At 44.7% G+C, this 19,083-nt stretch carries 10 protein-coding genes; 5 read left to right on the forward strand and 5 right to left on the reverse strand.

Going from position 1 to position 19,083, the window contains the following annotated elements; all coding sequences use genetic code 11:
• Positions 1-502 precede the first annotated feature (502 nt).
• Entirely contained in the window at positions 503-7,033 is a 6,531-nt protein-coding gene (locus EC604_RS14690) for an InlB B-repeat-containing protein (protein ID WP_161556944.1), read from the forward strand.
• Between the two features lie 199 nt (positions 7,034-7,232).
• Here EC604_RS14690 and EC604_RS14695 read toward each other — a convergent pair whose 3' ends face one another.
• The 5 genes from EC604_RS14695 to EC604_RS14715 all read right to left on the reverse strand — a co-directional run bounded on the left by EC604_RS14695 (position 7,233) and on the right by EC604_RS14715 (position 11,968).
• Positions 7,233-9,098, reverse strand: a complete 1,866-nt coding sequence (locus EC604_RS14695) for a leucine-rich repeat domain-containing protein (protein ID WP_123064872.1) — start codon at positions 9,096-9,098, stop codon at positions 7,233-7,235.
• Positions 9,099-9,300: 202 nt separating this feature from the next.
• Positions 9,301-10,185 (reverse strand): GNAT family N-acetyltransferase, encoded by an 885-nt coding sequence (locus EC604_RS14700; RefSeq protein WP_123064873.1) that lies wholly within the window; start codon positions 10,183-10,185, stop codon positions 9,301-9,303.
• A gap of 262 nt (positions 10,186-10,447) precedes the next feature.
• Positions 10,448-11,032: an ATP-dependent Clp endopeptidase proteolytic subunit ClpP gene (clpP, locus tag EC604_RS14705; protein ID WP_123064874.1), complete on the reverse strand. Its 585-nt coding sequence runs from the start codon at positions 11,030-11,032 to the stop codon at positions 10,448-10,450.
• A 223-nt stretch (positions 11,033-11,255) separates the two neighbouring features.
• A complete protein-coding gene (locus EC604_RS14710; RefSeq protein WP_123064875.1) occupies positions 11,256-11,552 on the reverse strand; it encodes a hypothetical protein in 297 nt (98 codons plus the stop codon).
• Entirely contained in the window at positions 11,552-11,968 is a 417-nt protein-coding gene (locus EC604_RS14715) for a MerR family transcriptional regulator (protein ID WP_123064876.1), read from the reverse strand. Before EC604_RS14715 ends, EC604_RS14710 begins: the two co-directional genes overlap by 1 nt.
• Positions 11,969-12,339: 371 nt before the next feature.
• Here EC604_RS14715 and EC604_RS14720 point away from each other — a divergent pair, with 371 nt between their 5' ends.
• From EC604_RS14720 to EC604_RS14730, 4 genes are all read left to right on the forward strand, one after another.
• On the forward strand, positions 12,340-14,304 hold the full coding sequence (locus EC604_RS14720; protein ID WP_123064877.1) for an ABC1 kinase family protein: 1,965 nt from the start codon (positions 12,340-12,342) through the stop codon (positions 14,302-14,304).
• A gap of 21 nt (positions 14,305-14,325) precedes the next feature.
• Positions 14,326-14,490 carry a hypothetical protein gene (locus EC604_RS29930; RefSeq protein WP_161556945.1) on the forward strand — a complete coding sequence of 55 codons (165 nt, stop codon included), beginning with the start codon at positions 14,326-14,328 and terminating at the stop codon, positions 14,488-14,490.
• Between the two features lie 178 nt (positions 14,491-14,668).
• On the forward strand, positions 14,669-15,829 hold the full coding sequence (locus EC604_RS14725) for a response regulator (protein WP_240036899.1): 1,161 nt from the start codon (positions 14,669-14,671) through the stop codon (positions 15,827-15,829).
• Positions 15,819-18,872: an ATP-binding protein gene (locus tag EC604_RS14730; RefSeq protein WP_123064879.1), complete on the forward strand. Its 3,054-nt coding sequence runs from the start codon at positions 15,819-15,821 to the stop codon at positions 18,870-18,872. The genes EC604_RS14725 and EC604_RS14730 overlap by 11 nt, the downstream gene beginning before the upstream one ends.
• The last annotated feature ends 211 nt before the right edge of the window (positions 18,873-19,083 follow it).

Raw genomic sequence — 19,083 nt, forward strand, 5'->3', positions numbered from 1 at the left:
CGCAATATGCAAGGACTCCCGCCGTTCCTGTGGTTTCAAGTGGAGCTAGAGGGATGCCCGTATCTTCAAGTAACCGAAAGCCCCTCAGCACGGGTACTCGAATGGATACTGATACCCCGAACGTGATGAAAGCCCCAGCTTGGACAATGCCATGTTATGTACAAGTTATCCCCGCTTGATCCCCGCATCCAAGCACATGTGGATCGCAGGAAATCAGTGGCCCGCATCTGGGTCACTGGTTTGCACTTCGATTTGACATTTTGGGCTGCTTGGTCAAAGAGCGGTTAGACAGCGGTAGAATATTGCAAGTTTGCGATGGAGGGACTCTTAGAGGATTCAAATGAAAGAAGTGGAGGCCTGCGAAGCTAGTTTTCTTCCGAAACATTATAGTTGCTCATGTCGCTTCGCCTGCGATCCACTACTCTATTTCAAGGATGGGCTTCGTTTTAATGTTATTTGATGTGTTTTTAGTTTGATCTATACATAGAAGGGATGAATGAAAGTGAAGAAAGTAAAAAAACAGGGGTGGAAGTTAAGCTGGTGGATGCTAGTGTGGTTGCTGGTCATTAGTTTGGTCATGACTGCGTTTCCTGTATTGCCGGCGCAGTCGGCAGCAGCAGCTGAGCTGCCGATGCAGCAGACACCCATAACTAAAACCAGTGGATTCCAGGATGTGAGCCCAACAGACTGGTTCTACGATGCAATCATCCAGGTACAGGAGAAGGGCATATTTAGCGGTACAACCGCCAGCACCTTCTCGCCTAAAGGCACAATGACACGTGCCATGTACGTTACAGCACTTGGACGGATGGCTGGGGTAGAGAGAGGGGCGTATTCTACTTCGAGCTTTGCCGATGTTCAGGTGGGTAGTTGGTATGCGCCATATATTGAATGGGCAGTGCAGAAAGGGATTACCGATGGTACGGGCGGAGGTAAATACTCGCCCGATGCCACCGTATCCCGAGAACAAATGGCAACAATGACGCTGCGGTATTTGGAAAACGAAAAGATTCCTTATCAGACAGGCAATCCAATCACGACAAAACCTGCCGATCTCGCTAACATTTCACCTTGGGCAGCGGAAGCAGTTGTGAAGCTGTGGCAAGCGGGCGTGTTCACAGGTGACGAAAAAGGCAACTTTAACCCGCGCGTGCAAGCGTCTCGGGCGGAAGCGGCAGTTCTTTTCATGCGGAACAATGCGGTTGTGGAGGCGTGGAAAAATCAGAATCCATCGACGGTCACCCCGACACCAACGCCGACTGTAACACCGACTCCACAACCAACACCTACGGTGACGCCAAGTCCGAATCCAACGCCAAGCCCTGGAGGGAACAATGGCGGTAATGGAGGAGGAGGTGGAGGAACTCCTGGAGATAATAACGGCGGTGGAACACCAGGAGGCAACAATGGTGGTGAAACGCCTGGAGGAAACGGCGGTACCGATAATAAGACATATACACTTACTTTCGATAGCAACGGAGGTACGGCAGTTAAAGCGCAGACGGTCCGCAGTAACGAAAAGCTAACTAACCTGCCTGTTCCGATCAAGGACGGATACATCTTCCAAGGCTGGTTTACCGAAAGTGATCTTTCGTCCATCTTTGCGGAAGGAAGCACGGTAACTGCCGATACCAAATTGTATGCAAAATATACAGATAGCGTGGAAAATGCTGTACAGCGCACACCGAGTTACTCTGTCTTGAATGTCAAGCCAGACTTCACTCTCACGCTACAGGATGCTTCGGGCAGTTTGTCAGCAACGGATGTCCAAGCTGGATTGACGTTCGTGGACACGGCGAATCCGGATTTTGCAGGAGTTAAAGTCACGGGAGGGAATGGTCTTTTCACCGTCGCTTCCGCTGCTGAAGACGGCAAGTTTGTTGAAGGTAACACGTATCAGCTGACGTTGACGGATGAGAACCTGTCCTTCCAGGACCAAGATAAAACCACAAGCATTTATGTGTTTAGCGTTGCCAAGCAAAAAGCCATGAACGTTCCGCTTAATGCGAATATGATCTATCTGGATTTCCAAGAGGTCACGGATATGATGCTGAACGGTGCGGAGGTGGGTTCACCCGCAATTCCAGTGATCACTACAACAGTAGGCGGTAGCAGGAATTCGCTTGGGAAAGCGAGTGCAAGCGGAGGTACGTTTAAGTATGACGGCAGTACCAAAATTCAAGTAGGTAATACCGTTGCAATTTACCAAGGGCTTCGACCGGATTTGCGTACAGTCGATACGACTGATGCAGATAATGGGGATGTGGCCTATATTCAAATTACAGCGGTGAATGGAACGACCTATACTTACGGACGAGCCAATGCCGATCAAGTGGTGTTCAGACCAGATGTATTGCCAGTTAGCATAGAGGCGGACACAGATGGTAATCCGAACAACAACTCTATCACGATTGAGCACATTGCTATAAATTATAGCGACAGCCTGTATAAACCGTTTGGATTGAACGAGCTGACCACAGTCGATGTGGGCGATTTTATCGGATTTTATAGAGGTGAATTCGCCGCAGAAGGTTCCGGGGTTACTCATTATGGGCGCATTACATCAATTAAACCTGTGGCAGAGATGGATATTATCACGTATGAGGATGTCACGCTAGAAGATATCCAGAATGCCTTCAATATCTATCAGAAGCAGGCCATTGACGGCGAAGATCTGTTATCGGACAAACAAATTGAGAAACTTGAAAAGCAGATCGAACAGCAAGCGATTGCCAGTGGATTCGTTGATCAAGCCGCGGATTATTTATCTAATTTAGCAATGGAAACGAAAGAACTGAGAGGCATTCAGAAGATTAAAGCTCAGTCCTCCTCGGGCAAAAGTAGTCGGATGAGGGTGGAGAATCTAAACGTTGTCGCGTCGCTGGGCACACAGTTGAAACATATTAGCGGCCGGAGCTCCGGGGTGAGCGCAACCTTGCAAGTGAGTGCTGATATCGTCGTAGATGCTAATGAAGAGAATGATCTCGTCATCCATATGACGGGTGCTTTCGTTCAAGAGATGGCGCTGGATCTTGGCATTAACGGCGATATGCAGGGGCATTGGCTGACAGCGTGGGGGATTCCTTACTGGTACAGCATTGATGATTATGTGATTACCGCGAATCTCGATGCCTATAGCTATACCGGCATTAATATTACCGCAGAGATGGGTTTTGTTGAAGTTGATAAGCTGGAAGCGGCATTAGACAATTGGTTGGATGCCAAGACTTCCGGTAAGTTGAGTCAAGTACGGGATATCGCAACCGAGATCAAAGCCATCATGAATGGTGTAGATGATAAAGATGCTATGGATGAGGAGAAGCTGAAGGAACAGTATCAAGAGATGCTGGAGGATGAAACGGAATGGGTAACGCTGATTAAGAAGACGCTCATTGAAAAAAGCAAGCGAGTGGCTTACGGAATCATCGAAGTCAAATTTGAAGCGGAGTTTGTCGTTAGCGCTCAAGTGAATCTGTCCATTGGAGCGGATTTCTATTATAAAAGTGCCAAGCGTTACTTGGTGACTTTGCGCATATTAAGTTTCAGCGGCACGAGCAATACGGTAAGCTTGCCGGGCGACGGCGACTACCAGTTTACCTTCTATGTCATGGGCACGCTAGGCTTGCGGGCCGGTATTCATATGGAGCTCAAAGCAGGGATTGGCAGCGTTGATTTGAATAGCATCGGGTTAGCTGTAGAACCTGGAGTATACGTCAATCTATGGGGTTACTTCTATTATCAGTTGAAGAATGTGAGCGGGGTGCAGAGCAGTAAAACGTTAGGTGCCTTGTTTATTGAGATTGGCATTTATTTAGAAGTCGAAATAGGTGCTCAACTGGGTGATGGGATGCTTGAAGATAGCCTTCCACTGTATGAGAATACATGGCCTTTATATACAGCGGGGATGCAAGAAAGCATTGAGGACTTTGCCTATCCACAGGATGATGAGCTTGGTGTGATCTTTAGGGGAGGGCCTGGCGGGGCCAGCATTATTGATTTGCCGGAGTCATGGCTCAAGATGAAAGGTTTCGATCTGAAAACAGGTATGGACATCCAAGAAATATTTGATATTTCGCATTTCGACATTCAAATAAGCGGCGATAACTTCATCTATAACCCGGAGAAGAAACAGATTAGTGTGAAAGACTGGAGGAAACTGTCGAGCACAGGCATGTTGGTGATTACTTGGAAGGCAGCACCTCTATCATTCAAGCCTAATGCGATCAAGCGCACCATTCCATTAAACTGGATCAAGAATAAAGATGGTGACATTTCAATCGAATTCAACCCATCGAATGGAGAACCATCCGAGATCGTAACTGCCGCCTTTAATGCGGTACTTACGGTGAAAAACAAAATCCCTGCATATCCGGGATATACGTTCGATGGCTGGTATACGGCTAGAATTGGTGGTACCAAAGTAGACATTCCGAAGCGGATGCCTGCAGGTTTATCTAACCTGTATGCGCATTGGACTGTGAACACGAATACACCATATAGAGTTAATTATTATTTGATGGATCCAAACGCTGGTAAATCGCCTACGCTTGCGGATTGGGAAATGCAGACAGGCATAACCAATGAACTTGTTCGTATCACCTCTGACCGATACAAAGATCGTGGTTATATGGAAGGTACGACACAAGGTACCATTAAGGGAGACGGTTCGACGATTCTGAATGTATTTTATAAACCGATCAGTAAGACTGCGACATTCAACTTAGGTTATGAGGGTGCTTCAGAAAAGCAAATCACCGACTTGATCTATACGAATATCGTGAGTCGAATTCCGGTCCCATCAAGACAGGGATATAAATTTGCAGGATGGTCACCTTATATGCCAAGTACGATGCCGACAGAGTCTACGACATTTACGGCAAAATGGACAGCCAAGGATGATATGTCTTACAAAGTCGTATACCTGAAGCAAGATATTGGACAACCAACGTATACCGTTGCAGATACGGAAACGCATTACGGTACAACTGATACAATGGCGGTACTTCCCGTCGAATCAATCAAGTCTTACGAAGGATTCACTGTAGACCCGACGTTCCCGGGTACTGTGCTGGAAGCCAACATTGCTGGCAACGGTACAACGGTTCTAAGGGTGTACTACAAGCGTAATATGTATAAGCTAACGATGGATTATAAAGATCAAAGTACACCTAAAAAAGTAGTCGACAACGTACCCTATGGATCAACGACTTCAATTCATATTGGTGATCCGATCTGGCAAGGCCATCAATTCAAAGGATGGTCGCCCGCCCCACAAGCAACGATGCCTGCGCAGAATGTCGAGTATACAGCGAAGTGGGACATCGACCAATATACCGTCAGCTTCAATAGTAATGGCGGAGAGGAGGACGTTCCTGATCAAATGTTGGATTATGGCGCAACGGCAAGTGAACCGCAAGCCCCAACCAATCCAGATAATCAAACCTTCGGAGGCTGGTACAGTGACAGTGCGTTGACGAAGCCTTACAATTTCGCAACACCAGTGACGAGTAATATTACGCTGTACGCGAAATGGATGCGTAGTTTTACGATGAGCTTCGACAGTAACGGCGGATCAGAGACTTCTGACCAGATGGTTTACGAAGGAACTAAACCTGTGGCACCTAAGTCGCCAACACGTGAGGGATATGTGTTCGCAGGTTGGTTTAGCGATACAGGCCTGACTAAAGGGTATAACTTCACAACCGAAACTGTAAAAGGCAATATCACATTGTATGCAAAATGGACAATTGCTCAGAAATATGAGTATCAAGTGCGATTCTACGAGACGGGTGTAGTACTGTTACAACAGCAGATGGTGAAAGAAGGTGGCGTGGCAGAGTCATTCGAACCAAAACCAAGAGAAGGCTATACGTTCCTGTATTGGAGAGATAAAGAGACACGGAGCAAGCCATTTGATTTTACAACACCGATCACACGAAATCATGATTTATACACGGCATGGCAAACGAATAGCTATGAGGTAAGCTTTATGAGTAACGGCACTAAGGTAAGCAGCCAGTCCGTGTATTATAATCAATCAGCAAAAACACCTTCAACGCCAACGAGGGAGGGTTACGTATTTAAAGGCTGGTATAGTGACACTGATTTGAAGAACGCATACAACTTTAGTAGCCCGGTGCTGAATCATATTACGCTGTACGCGAAGTGGGCACCTATGTTCACAGTGAGCTTCGACAGTAAAGGCGGGTCAACAGTAAACAGTCAGACAATTGAATACAATGCTAAAGCCACAACACCTGCCTCCCCAACGCAGACAGGCTACGCATTCGGTGGATGGTATAGCAATGAAGGTTTAACGGATGCCTACAATTTTGCATCGCCGGTGACGACAAACGTTACGTTGTATGCGAAATGGACACCTTTATTCACAGTAAACTTCGACCTTAAGGGTGGGGCGCCAGTAGTCGATCCAAAGACGGTGGTCGAAGGAAGTTTAGTTGCGACCCCTGTCGAACCTGTGCGAGAAGGTTATGTGTTTGGCGGATGGTACAGCGATGAAGGGTTGACCACTGCCTATGGTTTCGAAACCCCTGTGACGTCAAACATCACGTTGTATGCAAAATGGAAGGCTCTGTTTACAATAGGGTTCGTTGCAGGTATTGACTCAACTCCACCGGTTCGGAAGATCGTGGTAGAGGGCGATGTGGCTCATGCACCTGACGCTTCTGAACTTCCATCCAATCCAGGAAATATAATCTACGGATGGACTAAGGATTTTACAACTAAAATCCCTTACGATTTCGCAACACCGGTGACAGGGAACTTCAATTTGATTGCAATGTGGAGTAAGATTTACACGGTGAATTTCGAGACTAATGGTGGTTCAGCAGTAGAGACTCAGATTCTCGGTAGCCAAAATCTAGTCAAAGTCCCTGAACCTCCGACAAAGCCAGGATTTTTATTCGAAGGATGGTACAAAAATTCAGGTTTGACCGTTCCTTATGATTTCGAGCAATTGGTCATAAACGGAAACCTTACACGTACCATATACGCCAAGTGGACTGAACTCTAATAAATAGTTTGACAGAAATTTTAAAGGTTAGCTCAAAAGTCGATTGCCCTGAAATTCAGTGCAGTCGGCTTTTCGTATTATTGTAATGATAAATCATTAAGATATATTAGGAGAAAAAAACTAAGAGAGGCTTTCGCCCCTCTTTAGTTTTCCTTAAACTCCTGTGATTAAAAATTCCCATTGATATCCGTACAATTGGCTAATATACCTTCACGTCCGTTCCAAGCACAGACTTGTTCTGAACCGAATTGCCGGATAGATATACTTTTTTCAGATTGGGCAGCTTGCTTAAGATCTCCGCATTGGAAATGGCATTGTTTTCGAGATGGAGTTCTTCAATGGCTCGCCAGTTGCTCATAAATTCAAGCGAAGCTAGGTTACTGTCTTGTAGGGTAAAGGAACGCAGAGCGGACAGCTTGGCAAAGTAAGGCATCATCTGGTCCACTTCACTGACGGATGCATTGTTTATGCTAAAATAAGGCTCCTCTAAGGTTAGGTGCTCAAGCACTTTGTTCTCCGCGCCTACCTTTTGTTCGAAATTCAGCCTGCATTCAGAGCACACCAGCGATTTCACCTGCTTCAAACGAAATAAGGCATCACTTTCACTGTACAATGATGAATCATCAATGTTTAGTTTCTGTAAGCGAGGTAAGCGATCCAGAGCGTTTAGACGAGTGATATCACTGATCTCCGAAAGAAAAAGCTGTTCTAGCTTCGAGAATTTCCCTAGTGTAGCCAGATTTAACTCCCCGCTTCCGCCACGGAGCGTCAGGCTGGTAACAGTAGGTGCCTTAAGTTCGGGGAGAAAGGCACCCGGAATTTCCACTTGTACTGCATTAGGCAAGGTCAGCGCTTCCGCATTCTCGTAGTACCCAGATAACCTCAATTCCCGCAAAGAGGACAGGCTATTTATGGCCTTTACCGAGCTAAGCTTGCTTAAGGAAGCAAGGCGCAGTTTGGTAATCGAGGTTTTACCGGCGAGCGGTTCCAAACTGGAAAAGTTTAAACTCTCGATGTCTAGCTTCTGTAGAGCAGGCATATTTTGCACAAAGTCGATGGACTTTACGTTGTTCAAATACGAAAGCTGAAGTTCTTGAAGCTGGGTTAAGGCGTATAACGGCTGCAAGTCTGTGGTTTCACTGTAGTTGATGGATAAGGATGTCAGCCCGGTCATGGACGATAACCATCCCAATTCATTGACAAAAGTGAGCGACAGGGATTTGAGCGGCAGTTTGTTTAACAAGTGAAAATCCGTTATAGACTCATCGACATAGGTAATCGATAAAGAGTTCAGGTTAGGAAATTCCAGCAGTAAGGCTAATTCCTGGTTGCTGCGAAGCTGGGTAGAAAGGTGCGTAATTTTAGACTTGTCACCAAAGTAGCTGGAAAACGAATTAAAGGATTCGTTAAAAGCGCCACCATAGCTTTTCAGTCCAGACATGTGAGCAAACGTGGTTTGATCCGTCTGGGCAATTTCATAGGTTCCCGTCAGGTCGAGCGCTGTAAGTCCCGTAAAAGCTTCAAAATCTCGCTGATCGATCTTCTGTGCATTCAGCTTCTTGTCCTGAGTAACATAAGTGATCTTCTCGGCCTTTTCATCGCTGAAGGGATCGGAGAAACTATAGGTAAACTGCCATTGGTCACTATCCAGATAATCTACGGTCAAATAGCGCACACGAGCGAGTTCCTCTTCTGTCGGCAAGGCAGACCCTTTATCAAAGATATCCCGCAAAAAGGAGAGCAGAACCTCGCTTTCCGGCATCTTGCGTACAGGCAGATTGGCTTCTGTTTTTTGAAGCGTGGAACTTGTACTGTAGTAAAAATAAGCACCGATGGCACCCGATAGGATGAACATCAGTATCAGTAATAGCCTTACGGAGACGTTTGGCTTCGGCGCTACCTTAGGAGGCGTTCCGTGGTAATGATTAATGGTTTGGTCTACATAGTAGACATGATTTTGCTTCAACAAAAGCTCTGTTTCACAATACGGACACTTTAAAACTTGCCCCTCCTTGTATTCAATTCTTCCGTTGCAATTGGGACAGTTTAACGGAATAAATGCCACGGATGCCTCCTCCTTCATAATGATGATTGTAAGATCATACTGAACTGGCTCACACTATAGTTTATCGTTCTGAAGTGTTACGTTCAATATGAGAACGAAGTTTCACATAGAGAAGGAGCAGGGGGAACCTGCTCCTTTGTGGTCTATTTTTAAGTTTGAACGAGGATAGTTATTATGAAGATAAGCATCATTAAATAGCCCACTAAGCGATGGATGTAATCGGATGTTTAACGTGCACAGGATAGAGGTTATCACCATGGTTTTTTACAAATAAGCCATCATTGTTGATTGAACTTATGAATTCCATATCTTTATTTTCATCCGGTGTAAAATGGAACGTCACTTTCTCGGTATCTGCACCGGCAATCTTATTCAGAATATCTTTCATATTGATTTCAGTTAAGCTGACAACATCGAAGAGGTCGATATTGTTGTCTTCTTTCTGATAAATGACAATGACGTTTTCGTTTTCCAAATAATAAATATTATCACTAAATACATTCAAGCAATAAAACATGAATATGCCAGGGGTATGATCGGTTGCAAACCGCTTGGAAACAGGCAAGCGTTGCGATGCGAATTGTTGAATAAGATGTAAATCCTCTGCGTCAGTTACATCTAGTTTCCGCAGGTTCGCAGATTCTAATGGGTTAGCTGTAAAATGAAAGTCCATTGAAAATAAATGTTCTTCTACAGCTTTGAACCCAAACTTGGGATAGAAATCAAGAACGGATTCATTGGCAAAAAGGTACATGAGATCGTACTTGTTTTCGTATTCCTCCAAAATTTTGTTCATTAAACGCGCAGATAGTCCTTTCCCGCGGTAGTCGGGATGTGTCATCACCGTGCCAATTTGGATTGCTTTTTTCTTCTCTCCGTGGATGATCAGCTCAAGGATATTGACAGATGCGTTGGCAACGACCTGATCTCCATCTACAAACGAGAAAGGAATGTATCCTTCGCCCCAGCAACCATGTTGGTACCAATTTTCAAAATGGATATCAAATGTACTTGCAGCGAGTTCAAAAAAACTGTTCCGAAGTGTGTCATTGTTTTTATAATTTTTCGTAAATTTCAAATCCTTCATGATATGTTCTCCTTAGCTTTTTTCTATGTATGTTAATAAGCCCAATTCCTCTTACATTTCTACCAGTATATTATTCGGCAAATAACGTTTAAACCCCTTCATTTCATATCCTCCTGTTATGTTAATAACAAAAGAAAAGAACCGCCAATAAGGCGCGGCTCTTGATTAGTAATCGTAAATTTATGTATCTTCTTGATCGTCTGTAACTTCGGCAACGGCTGTAATTGAAGCATAGGGGAAGCACCATCCACCCATTCGGCATTTATTGTGCTACATAGAGTACCCTGTCAATCAAACCGTAATCTTTGGCTTCATGCGCATTCATAAAATTGTCTCTGTCGGTATCTCGTTCAATGTTCTCCAAGGGCTGGCCTGTTTGCCCAGATAGAATATTGTTGATGTTATCCCGTAATCGAATAATGCGTTTAGCGCTAATAGCAATATCTGAGGCTTGACCTTGTGCTCCGCCAAGCGGTTGATGAATCATAATTTCGCTGTTCGGAAGCGCGAATCGTTTACCTTTTGCACCATTAGATAGTAAAAAGGCACCCATAGATGCAGCCATGCCAACACATAGTGTAGATACATCGGCCTTAACTAAATGCATGGCATCATAAATGCCCATACCTGCTGTAATGGAACCGCCAGGTGAATTAATGTACATATGAATGTCCTTTTCTGAATCCATGGCATCCAAATAGAGAAGCTGTGCGATTACGGTGTTGGCTACTGCGTCTGTAATCTCCCCGGACACAAACAAGATTCGGTCTTGCAGCAGCCTGGAGTAAATGTCGTAGGTGCGTTCCCCGCGAGAGGATTGTTCGACAACGTAAGGAATCAGATTCATAGTGATTACCCCTTTAGTATCCATAGTCAATGCGATAATTCTTTTCGAGATGAGAAATCCTTTGTTCCAATATCTTTGGCTGAATGTAAACAATATTACTGTTATCTTCGTCATCATCATTGGTAGGAGAGGTATTGCTTAAGGCTTTGACTCGTTCAACAACGTGCTCATTAATCTCGGCTGTATCCATTTCTTCTTCAGGGACGACTTGGATCGAAATTTCTTAATGTACGGTTGTTTCTGCTGTCAGCAAGCTTACTACGATGGTCAGTTCACCACATTCAAGCGCATCTTGCGTAAAGATCTCTATGATCACATCTTGGTAAGGAGCATCCACTACAATGTGTCCTTGATCATTCTCAACCAGACCACTCAGGTTCTTGGAACGATACATTCCTTCTGGCAACTGGATCTGGATTTCTGACGTTTGGAGTGGATCTTCTGGATGGACCTGTATCCATAGATGATTCATGCCTTCTTCGTTTTCCATCTTGGACTTCGCGAATTGAATATCAAGCATTATAGATTTTCACCCCTTAGCGCTTGTGATACAGAATCGATGACTCTCTGTTTGACCTCCGCAGATATGCGAGGGCTGATCGTGATAATAACATCGTCTGTGATTCGGAGTGTTTCGTTTTCAATAATGCGGCTTGGTTCATATAACGTAATTTGCTGGCTAATTTTCTCGATGTCTTCAATAGAAAGTTGCTTTAAAGTTTCCTGAATGGAGGCCAGAGTCTCACCCGTTCTGGATAGGGTGACGATTGCGCGAAAATGATGAAGATGGTTATCCGTGTAAACTCTTTTGTTCCCTACTAATTCAAGCGGAGGTACCATTCCGATTTGGGTGTAGTACCTCACGGTTCGCAGATTTATACGCGGCTCATCTTGCTGGAGAATTTCAGCGACTTGTTTAGCTGTATAACTATTCATGACACACCTCCTATGACATTAAACTGTTAGTGTTACAGTTAACTGTATTGTTTACAGTTTACTGTAACATAATTCGTTTGTCAAAATAAAACATTCAACCTTTATTGGGGATTGCATATTTGCAAGAGAGGAGAGATGTATACTGGATGCTATCCTAAATAAGCTATAGTTGTCCTTTCTTTTATCACCGTCCCAAGTCAAGCTTGATGTGTTATATTGATGGAGGACGTGCTAGATGTGTACAAGCTGTGCAAGAGTTAAGGAGTCATTTCAAGAATGACGTGCACCCGCAATCATGTGGAGTACTTCTCCATTGAATTCAAATTACTTACTATTCATTCATTACCATTACATAACAGGTGGGATGTAAGATGTTCTTTTTTGTTACATTACTCGTGTGTTTCATTGTATTCATGTTGCTGACGTCGTTCTTCAACAGGAAACATAAAGTGCTGATCTCGTTCGCCAGTGCTCTTGTGGTGAGTATGTTACTTCAGGTGCTGGAGCAATTTTATCTGAGCAGTATTTTGGTGGCGGCGTTTCTGGTTTACTTTATCATCGGGAATATCAGCACGTTCAAAAGCAACCAGTTGAAGCTGAGCTTGGCGGTATTATTCAGTACATCGATCGTAACGCTCGTCCTTTCTTTTACATATTTTAATCAAAAGACAACACCACCAGATGCCGAGATTCTTAGAGTCATGTTTATCTATTATCCGTTGCTTGTTATATTCACCGCGTGCTATGCCTATATGCTTCTTAACCTGTTTAATTTTAAAATATTGCAGGCGACCAATCCGCTCCTGTATATCTTGAATAAAGTTCGTGCCTGGCGGCGGATGATGCATATGTTCTGGATTATTTCACGCAAAGGTTTGGCTCATTTGATTCAGCAGGATCATGCCAAACTGCCATATGTTATTGCTGAGGTACTGGATAACATGGGTGGTGTATTCGTGAAGTTTGCCCAGGTGTTATCGACCAAAAAGGACATGTTACCTGCAAACTACATCCAAGCCTTCTCCAGTTTACATGATCAGGTGAAACCGCTAAGCCCACAGGAGCTGAAAGTGATTATCGACACCAAAATCGGCAATATGGATGAAACGTATGAATCCTTTGGCATGGAACCCATAGCAGCGGCTTCGATTGGACAAGTTCATCTGGCGAAGCTGAAGTCGACGGGAGAGATGGTTGTTGTCAAAATTTTAAGACCTGATGTAAAGCAGAAAATGACGGTCGATTTGGATATTTTAATCCAGTTTGTATCATGGCTATCCGAGCGCTCTGTCAAAATCAAAAGACTTGGATTAATTCAGCTTGCTGAAGGGTTCAAACAGAATTTGATCGAGGAAACGGATTTTGATATTGAAGCCTTGAATACGAATCTAATCCGCAAAGCATTCGAAGAACACAACATTCGTATCCGTGTCCCCGAGATCCATTCGGAGTATTCGACAAAACAGATCTTAACCATGGAATATATCGAAGGAACCAGCTTCACGAAAGCAGTGACAAGCGATGTTTCGGAGAGGGTGATGCACGCGTTTTTGGATCAGATTCTAGTGATAGGTATCTTTCATGCAGACCCGCACCCCGGAAATCTGATGCTGACCGCTGATGGAGAGGTTGCACTGATCGACTTCGGTTCAGTGGGTTACTTAACGGATGAAGAACGGGGCGGGATGTTAAGCTTCCTGATGGGATACAGCAATCGAGATACGAAAGAGATGGCGTATGGTTTGACACGAGTTTGTGAGGATGGGCATTTGCTGGATGAAAAGTTGATTGAACAGCGTCTGAGCCGACTTTTGTCCGAAGCGTCTTTCTCACCAGACCCGACAAGTGTCATGATGAAACGAATGATGTCCATGATCACGGAGATGGGGATGTCGTTAAAACCTACGATTGCCGGGGCATTCAGAGCCATCATTACGTTGGATGGGACGCTGTCATCTGTAGATGATACGTATTCTTTATCCGCAGCCAGTCAATCTTACGCAACCCATATGGATAAAGGACAAGTTGTCAAAGAGCGTTTAACAAAGGTCAAAGAGCAGATTACGGACTACATTCCGAAGTTGTTGGAACTGCCTATTCTGAAGGACAATAAAATTATGATTGCTCGTGAGGAAAATCATTCGCTACATGATTTTATGGGCACATTGACAGTGGGGATATTCACGGTGATCTGTATGGTTGTCATGCTTGCCAGCTTTGTGCTGCAGGGGGAAGCGATGCGATTTTTACTCGCTCCGTTATCCATATCTGGTTTTGGAGTAGGCATGATCATATTGATTATGGCTGTAATCAAACAGTTGAAACCGAAGGTGTAAGTAAGGTAGGAATTAGACAGAATGAAGGCTACCATGCCCAAGGAATTATTAAACAAATTTCTGAATGACTTGGAGTCCTCACAACGTGAAGACGGTGGCTGGAGCGATGAGCATGGCTTGAAGCATTGGCAGGCGTATAATACGATTTTTACGTTATCGGTGCTTCGGAATTATGGAAGGTTGTAATTCAAGGAATATTCTGTTTGCAAAAATGAACGGCCTGAACTTACCTGAGTTCGGGTTATTTTTCTTTTTCAACTTGTAGGACGTTTTAATCCCTGTTTCATCTAAAAGGATCAAGTCGAATACCCGATAAGTATTATAATAAAAAGCCGCCAACCTTTAGCATGAACGGAAGAGGAGAATGAACCCGATGATACGTGTCATGTTGATTGACGATGAAGAAGCTGCACTCGATTTGCTTGAAATTTTGCTGGGTCAGATTGGGAATGTGGAAATCGTCGGAAGATACTTGAACCCCATTCAGGCTCTAGAGGATTTTAAAAAAATAACGGTAGATGCCGTATTTCTGGATATTCAGATGCCGGGAATGAAGGGAACACAAGCAGCTCGTCACATCCGAAGTATGTTTCCTGAAATGCCCATCGTATTTACAACAGCCTATGCAGAATTTGCGGTAGAAGCATTCGAGATTGAATCAACGGATTATTTGCTAAAGCCTTTTACAACGGGGCGATTACAGAGTACACTGACACGCATCAATAAACATTTGCAGGAACCTGCCAATCGGCCTGAAGCCAACATAGGTTCTATTCCGCTTGTGCAGTGCCTTGGAGGATTTCAGATTATATTGCCTGGTGAACCTAAGGAAATCGTGTGGAAAACGAAAAAAGAACGGGAGCTTTGCGCATTTCTAATCCATCATGAAGGGAAACGTGTTAACGCTCCTGTGATTATTGAGGCACTGTGGCCGGGATACGATCTCGTGAAAGCTAAAACGTATCTATACACCTGTTTGTCCTATCTTCGCAGAAGTTTGGCGGAGCATGAGGTTCCGATCCATATTAGTAAAGGGAATCAGGGGTTTACTGCTGAACTGAATGAAATGACAGTGGATGCTTCTGCATTTGAGAACCTACTTATTCAAATACTTTCCGAAGAGTCATTAAGTGAGAGAAACTATGATCAGATGAATCGGATGTATACCGGTGATTATATGGAAGCATGCGATTTTGGATGGGCTTCTGCCAGACAGTCGGAGATCAGGTCACAGTATGTGCATGCACTTCGCAGATGGCATATGTATTTTCGAAGCCAAGGCAAACTTTCGCTTGCAGCAGATAGCTTGCAGCGTGTGATGGCACTGATGCCCGATTCCGAGGTTGATGGCCGTGCGTTAATCCGAGTTCAGCTTGAACTCGGGAACCGAAGTGAAGCGCATCGTGTATGTTTGCAGTTGGAACAGGCTGTTCGTGTTCAGCTGGGAACAGAACTGGAGGATGAAACGATGCTGCTGGTTCAGCAAATGCTGAAAGATCGGAGCGCAGCGTTCAATGAGACGTAAACTATGTGCAGTACTGATCACCATAGCCATGTTGTTGGCCACCTACGGATTACTTTTAACCTATTTTACATTCAATAAAAAACCGATGCCGATTGCAACAAACGGTGTTATGGACTTGAGACAATGGGATTTCGAAACGGAAGGTGTGGTTCGGCTTGACGGGGAATGGGCGTTTTATCCGCATCGTCTTTTCTTTAGCCATCCTTTTGGAACACAGAGTAAAGAGGGGAAATCTGCCCAATTCATTCAAGTTCCGGGAACATGGTCCAAACAAATGGGTACACTTGGGACAGCTACTTACCGACTAAAGATTCTGGTTGATGATGACAGCGCCGTATATGGGTTGAAAACAGCCTCTATACTCATCTCCAACAGGCTGATTATCAATGGACAAGTCGTTGGCTCCAGCGGGCAGCCTGGTCCAAGTAACAAGTATTGGGCACTTAACAAGCCTTATGTAAGCTATTTTACACTAAAGCCAGGATGGAATGAACTTCTTGTTGAAGTTGCCAATCATGAATTTAAGGTTAATAGCGGGATCAGTGAATCGATACAATTCGGTAAGGCAGACCAGATTTCAAGCATCCGTGACCGTGCAACGGCTCATGACTGGATCGTGCTTACAGCTTTTCTGATTATGGGACTGTATTTTATCGGGTTGTTTTCACAGCGCAGAAATGATCATTCCCTTGTTGTATTTGGACTTGTTTGTGTATTTATTGCCGCGTTTACGAGTGTAAGCGGGGAAAGAGTGCTATTCGATGCCATTGGTCCAGTTCCATTTTGGTTATATTTTCGTATTCAGATGGTGCTGACTGTCGGAGTTGGTGCAGGATTTTTCCTATATGTGTATACCGCCTTTCGTTCTTACAGCTACAAATGGCTTACCAAAGCAGGTCTGGTCGCAGGTGCAACCCTGTTGCTTCTGCATATGGGTTTTGCAGCACAGATTACGACGGGGGTATTCCGTCTTCTGACATCGCTGTACGTCACATTTTCTTTGTTGTATGCAACGTATGTGTTTGTCTACGCCGTCCTGAACAAGGTAGCTGGAAGTTGGTATCTTGCTGTGGCAGCTATGGCTTTGAACGCACTGGTGCTCAACCAGAACCTGAATGTTTATTTTGGCGTTCCGATCTATTCTTTGGCGCCTGTCGAGCCGTTTCTTGTGCTGCTCATGCTCGCGCTGTTGATGTCGCTCCGCTTCTCCAACGCTTTCAAGAGAATTGAAGAGCTCTCCGGGCAACTGCTGGAAGCAGACAAACATAAGGATGATTTTCTGGCACGTACCTCGCATGAATTCAAGACGCCTCTTCACGGCGTGATGAATATATCCAGGTCTATGCTTGAGGATGTAAAGAATCCACCAGGGGCTGATCAACAGGAAAAGCTTCAGTTAATGATCGATATCACGAGAAAGCTGTCTCAGCTTGTCTACGATATTCTAGATTTGTCCAAGCTGAAGCAGGGCCAGCTCAGGATTGAGCGGTCAGCTGTCGATGTATGCTCGGTTGTGGAGATGCAGGTCCGTTTCTATGCTTATCTAAGTATGGAAAAGGAAGTAGAACTCGTAAATCAGGTGCCGACAGGATTGCCTCATGCATATGGCGATGAATCAAGGTTAAGCCAGATCATTGGGAATTTGCTGGATAATGCCATCAAGCACACGGATAAAGGAACGATTGTAGTTACAGGAAGAGAGCACAGAGGTATGTTGCTTTATGAAGTTAGAGATACGGGAGCAGGTATTCACCCCGAAGATATGCCATATATATTTGAACCATTCAAAACGATTGATGGCACAGAGAATCGGGGCACAGGTTTGGGTTTGAGCATTGCCAAGCAACTGGTAGAATTGCAAGGGGGCATGCTGAGTGTGCATTCCACACAGGGAATCGGGACAACCTTCATCTTCACTCTGCCAATGGCAGATTCAAACGGTAAATTCAGCGAGGCTCTGGACGATATGTCCGCCCCTTACCCACCACCTGTGAGGAGCGATTACTCGTTCCCAACCCCACATATTATGAATTCTGAAGGTAAACGCACCGTATTAATTGTGGATGATCAGTATGTGAATCTAAAGGTACTGCTGGACACCCTTCAATCTTTGGACTACCGGGTCATTGCTGTCAAAAGTGGAGGGGAGGCACTTCGTGAGATCGAGCGGCCGGGGAGAATTGATCTTGTGATTCTGGATCTGATGATGCCGGGCATGTCCGGATACGAAGTCTGCCAGGAAATCCGCAAGCGCTATACCTTGTTGGAGTTGCCCGTACTGATGGTCACTGCCGCGTTTCAGCCGCAAGACAAAGTGGCTGCCTTCCAGGTGGGAGCCAACGATTATCTTCCCAAGCCGTTTGATCTTGAGGAGCTGAAAGCTCGAATCGGCAGCCTGCTCGCCATGAAAGAATCGCTGGGACGTGCAGTCGATATGGAAGTGGCTTTTCTTCAATCACAGATCAAACCACATTTTCTATACAACGTGCTTAATAGCATTGTGTCTTCCAGTTATACGGATGTGGAACATGCACGGAACATGATTGTTTCACTAGCTGATTACTTGCGGGGCAGTTTTCGGTTCAGTAATACGGATGAACGGATCGCATTTGCAGAGGAGTTCAGCCTGATTCAAACGTATGTGGAGATCGAGCAGGCCAGATTTAGAGGTCGCATCTGTTTCGAGTACGAAATACCCGAGGCTGCTTATCAGGTACAAATGCTACCGTTAATGCTCCAGCCATTAGTGGAGAACGCCATTCGCCATGGCATTGGTGATCAGATCAATGGCGGTAAGGTTACATTGACAGCGGTGAGATCAGAGGCATATTGGGTATTCACTGTAACCGATGACGGGGGAGGGGTTTCCCACGAGCTCAAGCAACAGTTGCTTGAGCCAATTAAACCGAGCAGTCAGCAAGGTGTTGGATTAAGAAATATTGATAAGCGATTACGATTTGAATACGGCACTGCACTGGAGATAACAAGCGAGCCAGGAGTTGGAATGAGTGTTGCTTTCCGCATTCCTGATGTGCAGTCTTAAACAAGATATAATTGAATGTTTCCCAAGTATATCCCAGTATGTCCAAGTAAATAGTCCTATCGTGTAAACGATGGGGCTATTTTGTTGTAAAAAATGCAGTGAATGAGACAGGAAAAATATCTTATACCTTAAATTAATGTAAAATTTTGTCGAATCGAGTCGTTTTTTTTAAGGTTTTTTTAAGGTGCTTTAAGCTATGCTGAGTGAGCTG

The organism is Paenibacillus amylolyticus, from assembly GCF_003719335.1.
Lineage (GTDB): Bacteria > Bacillota > Bacilli > Paenibacillales > Paenibacillaceae > Paenibacillus > Paenibacillus amylolyticus_D.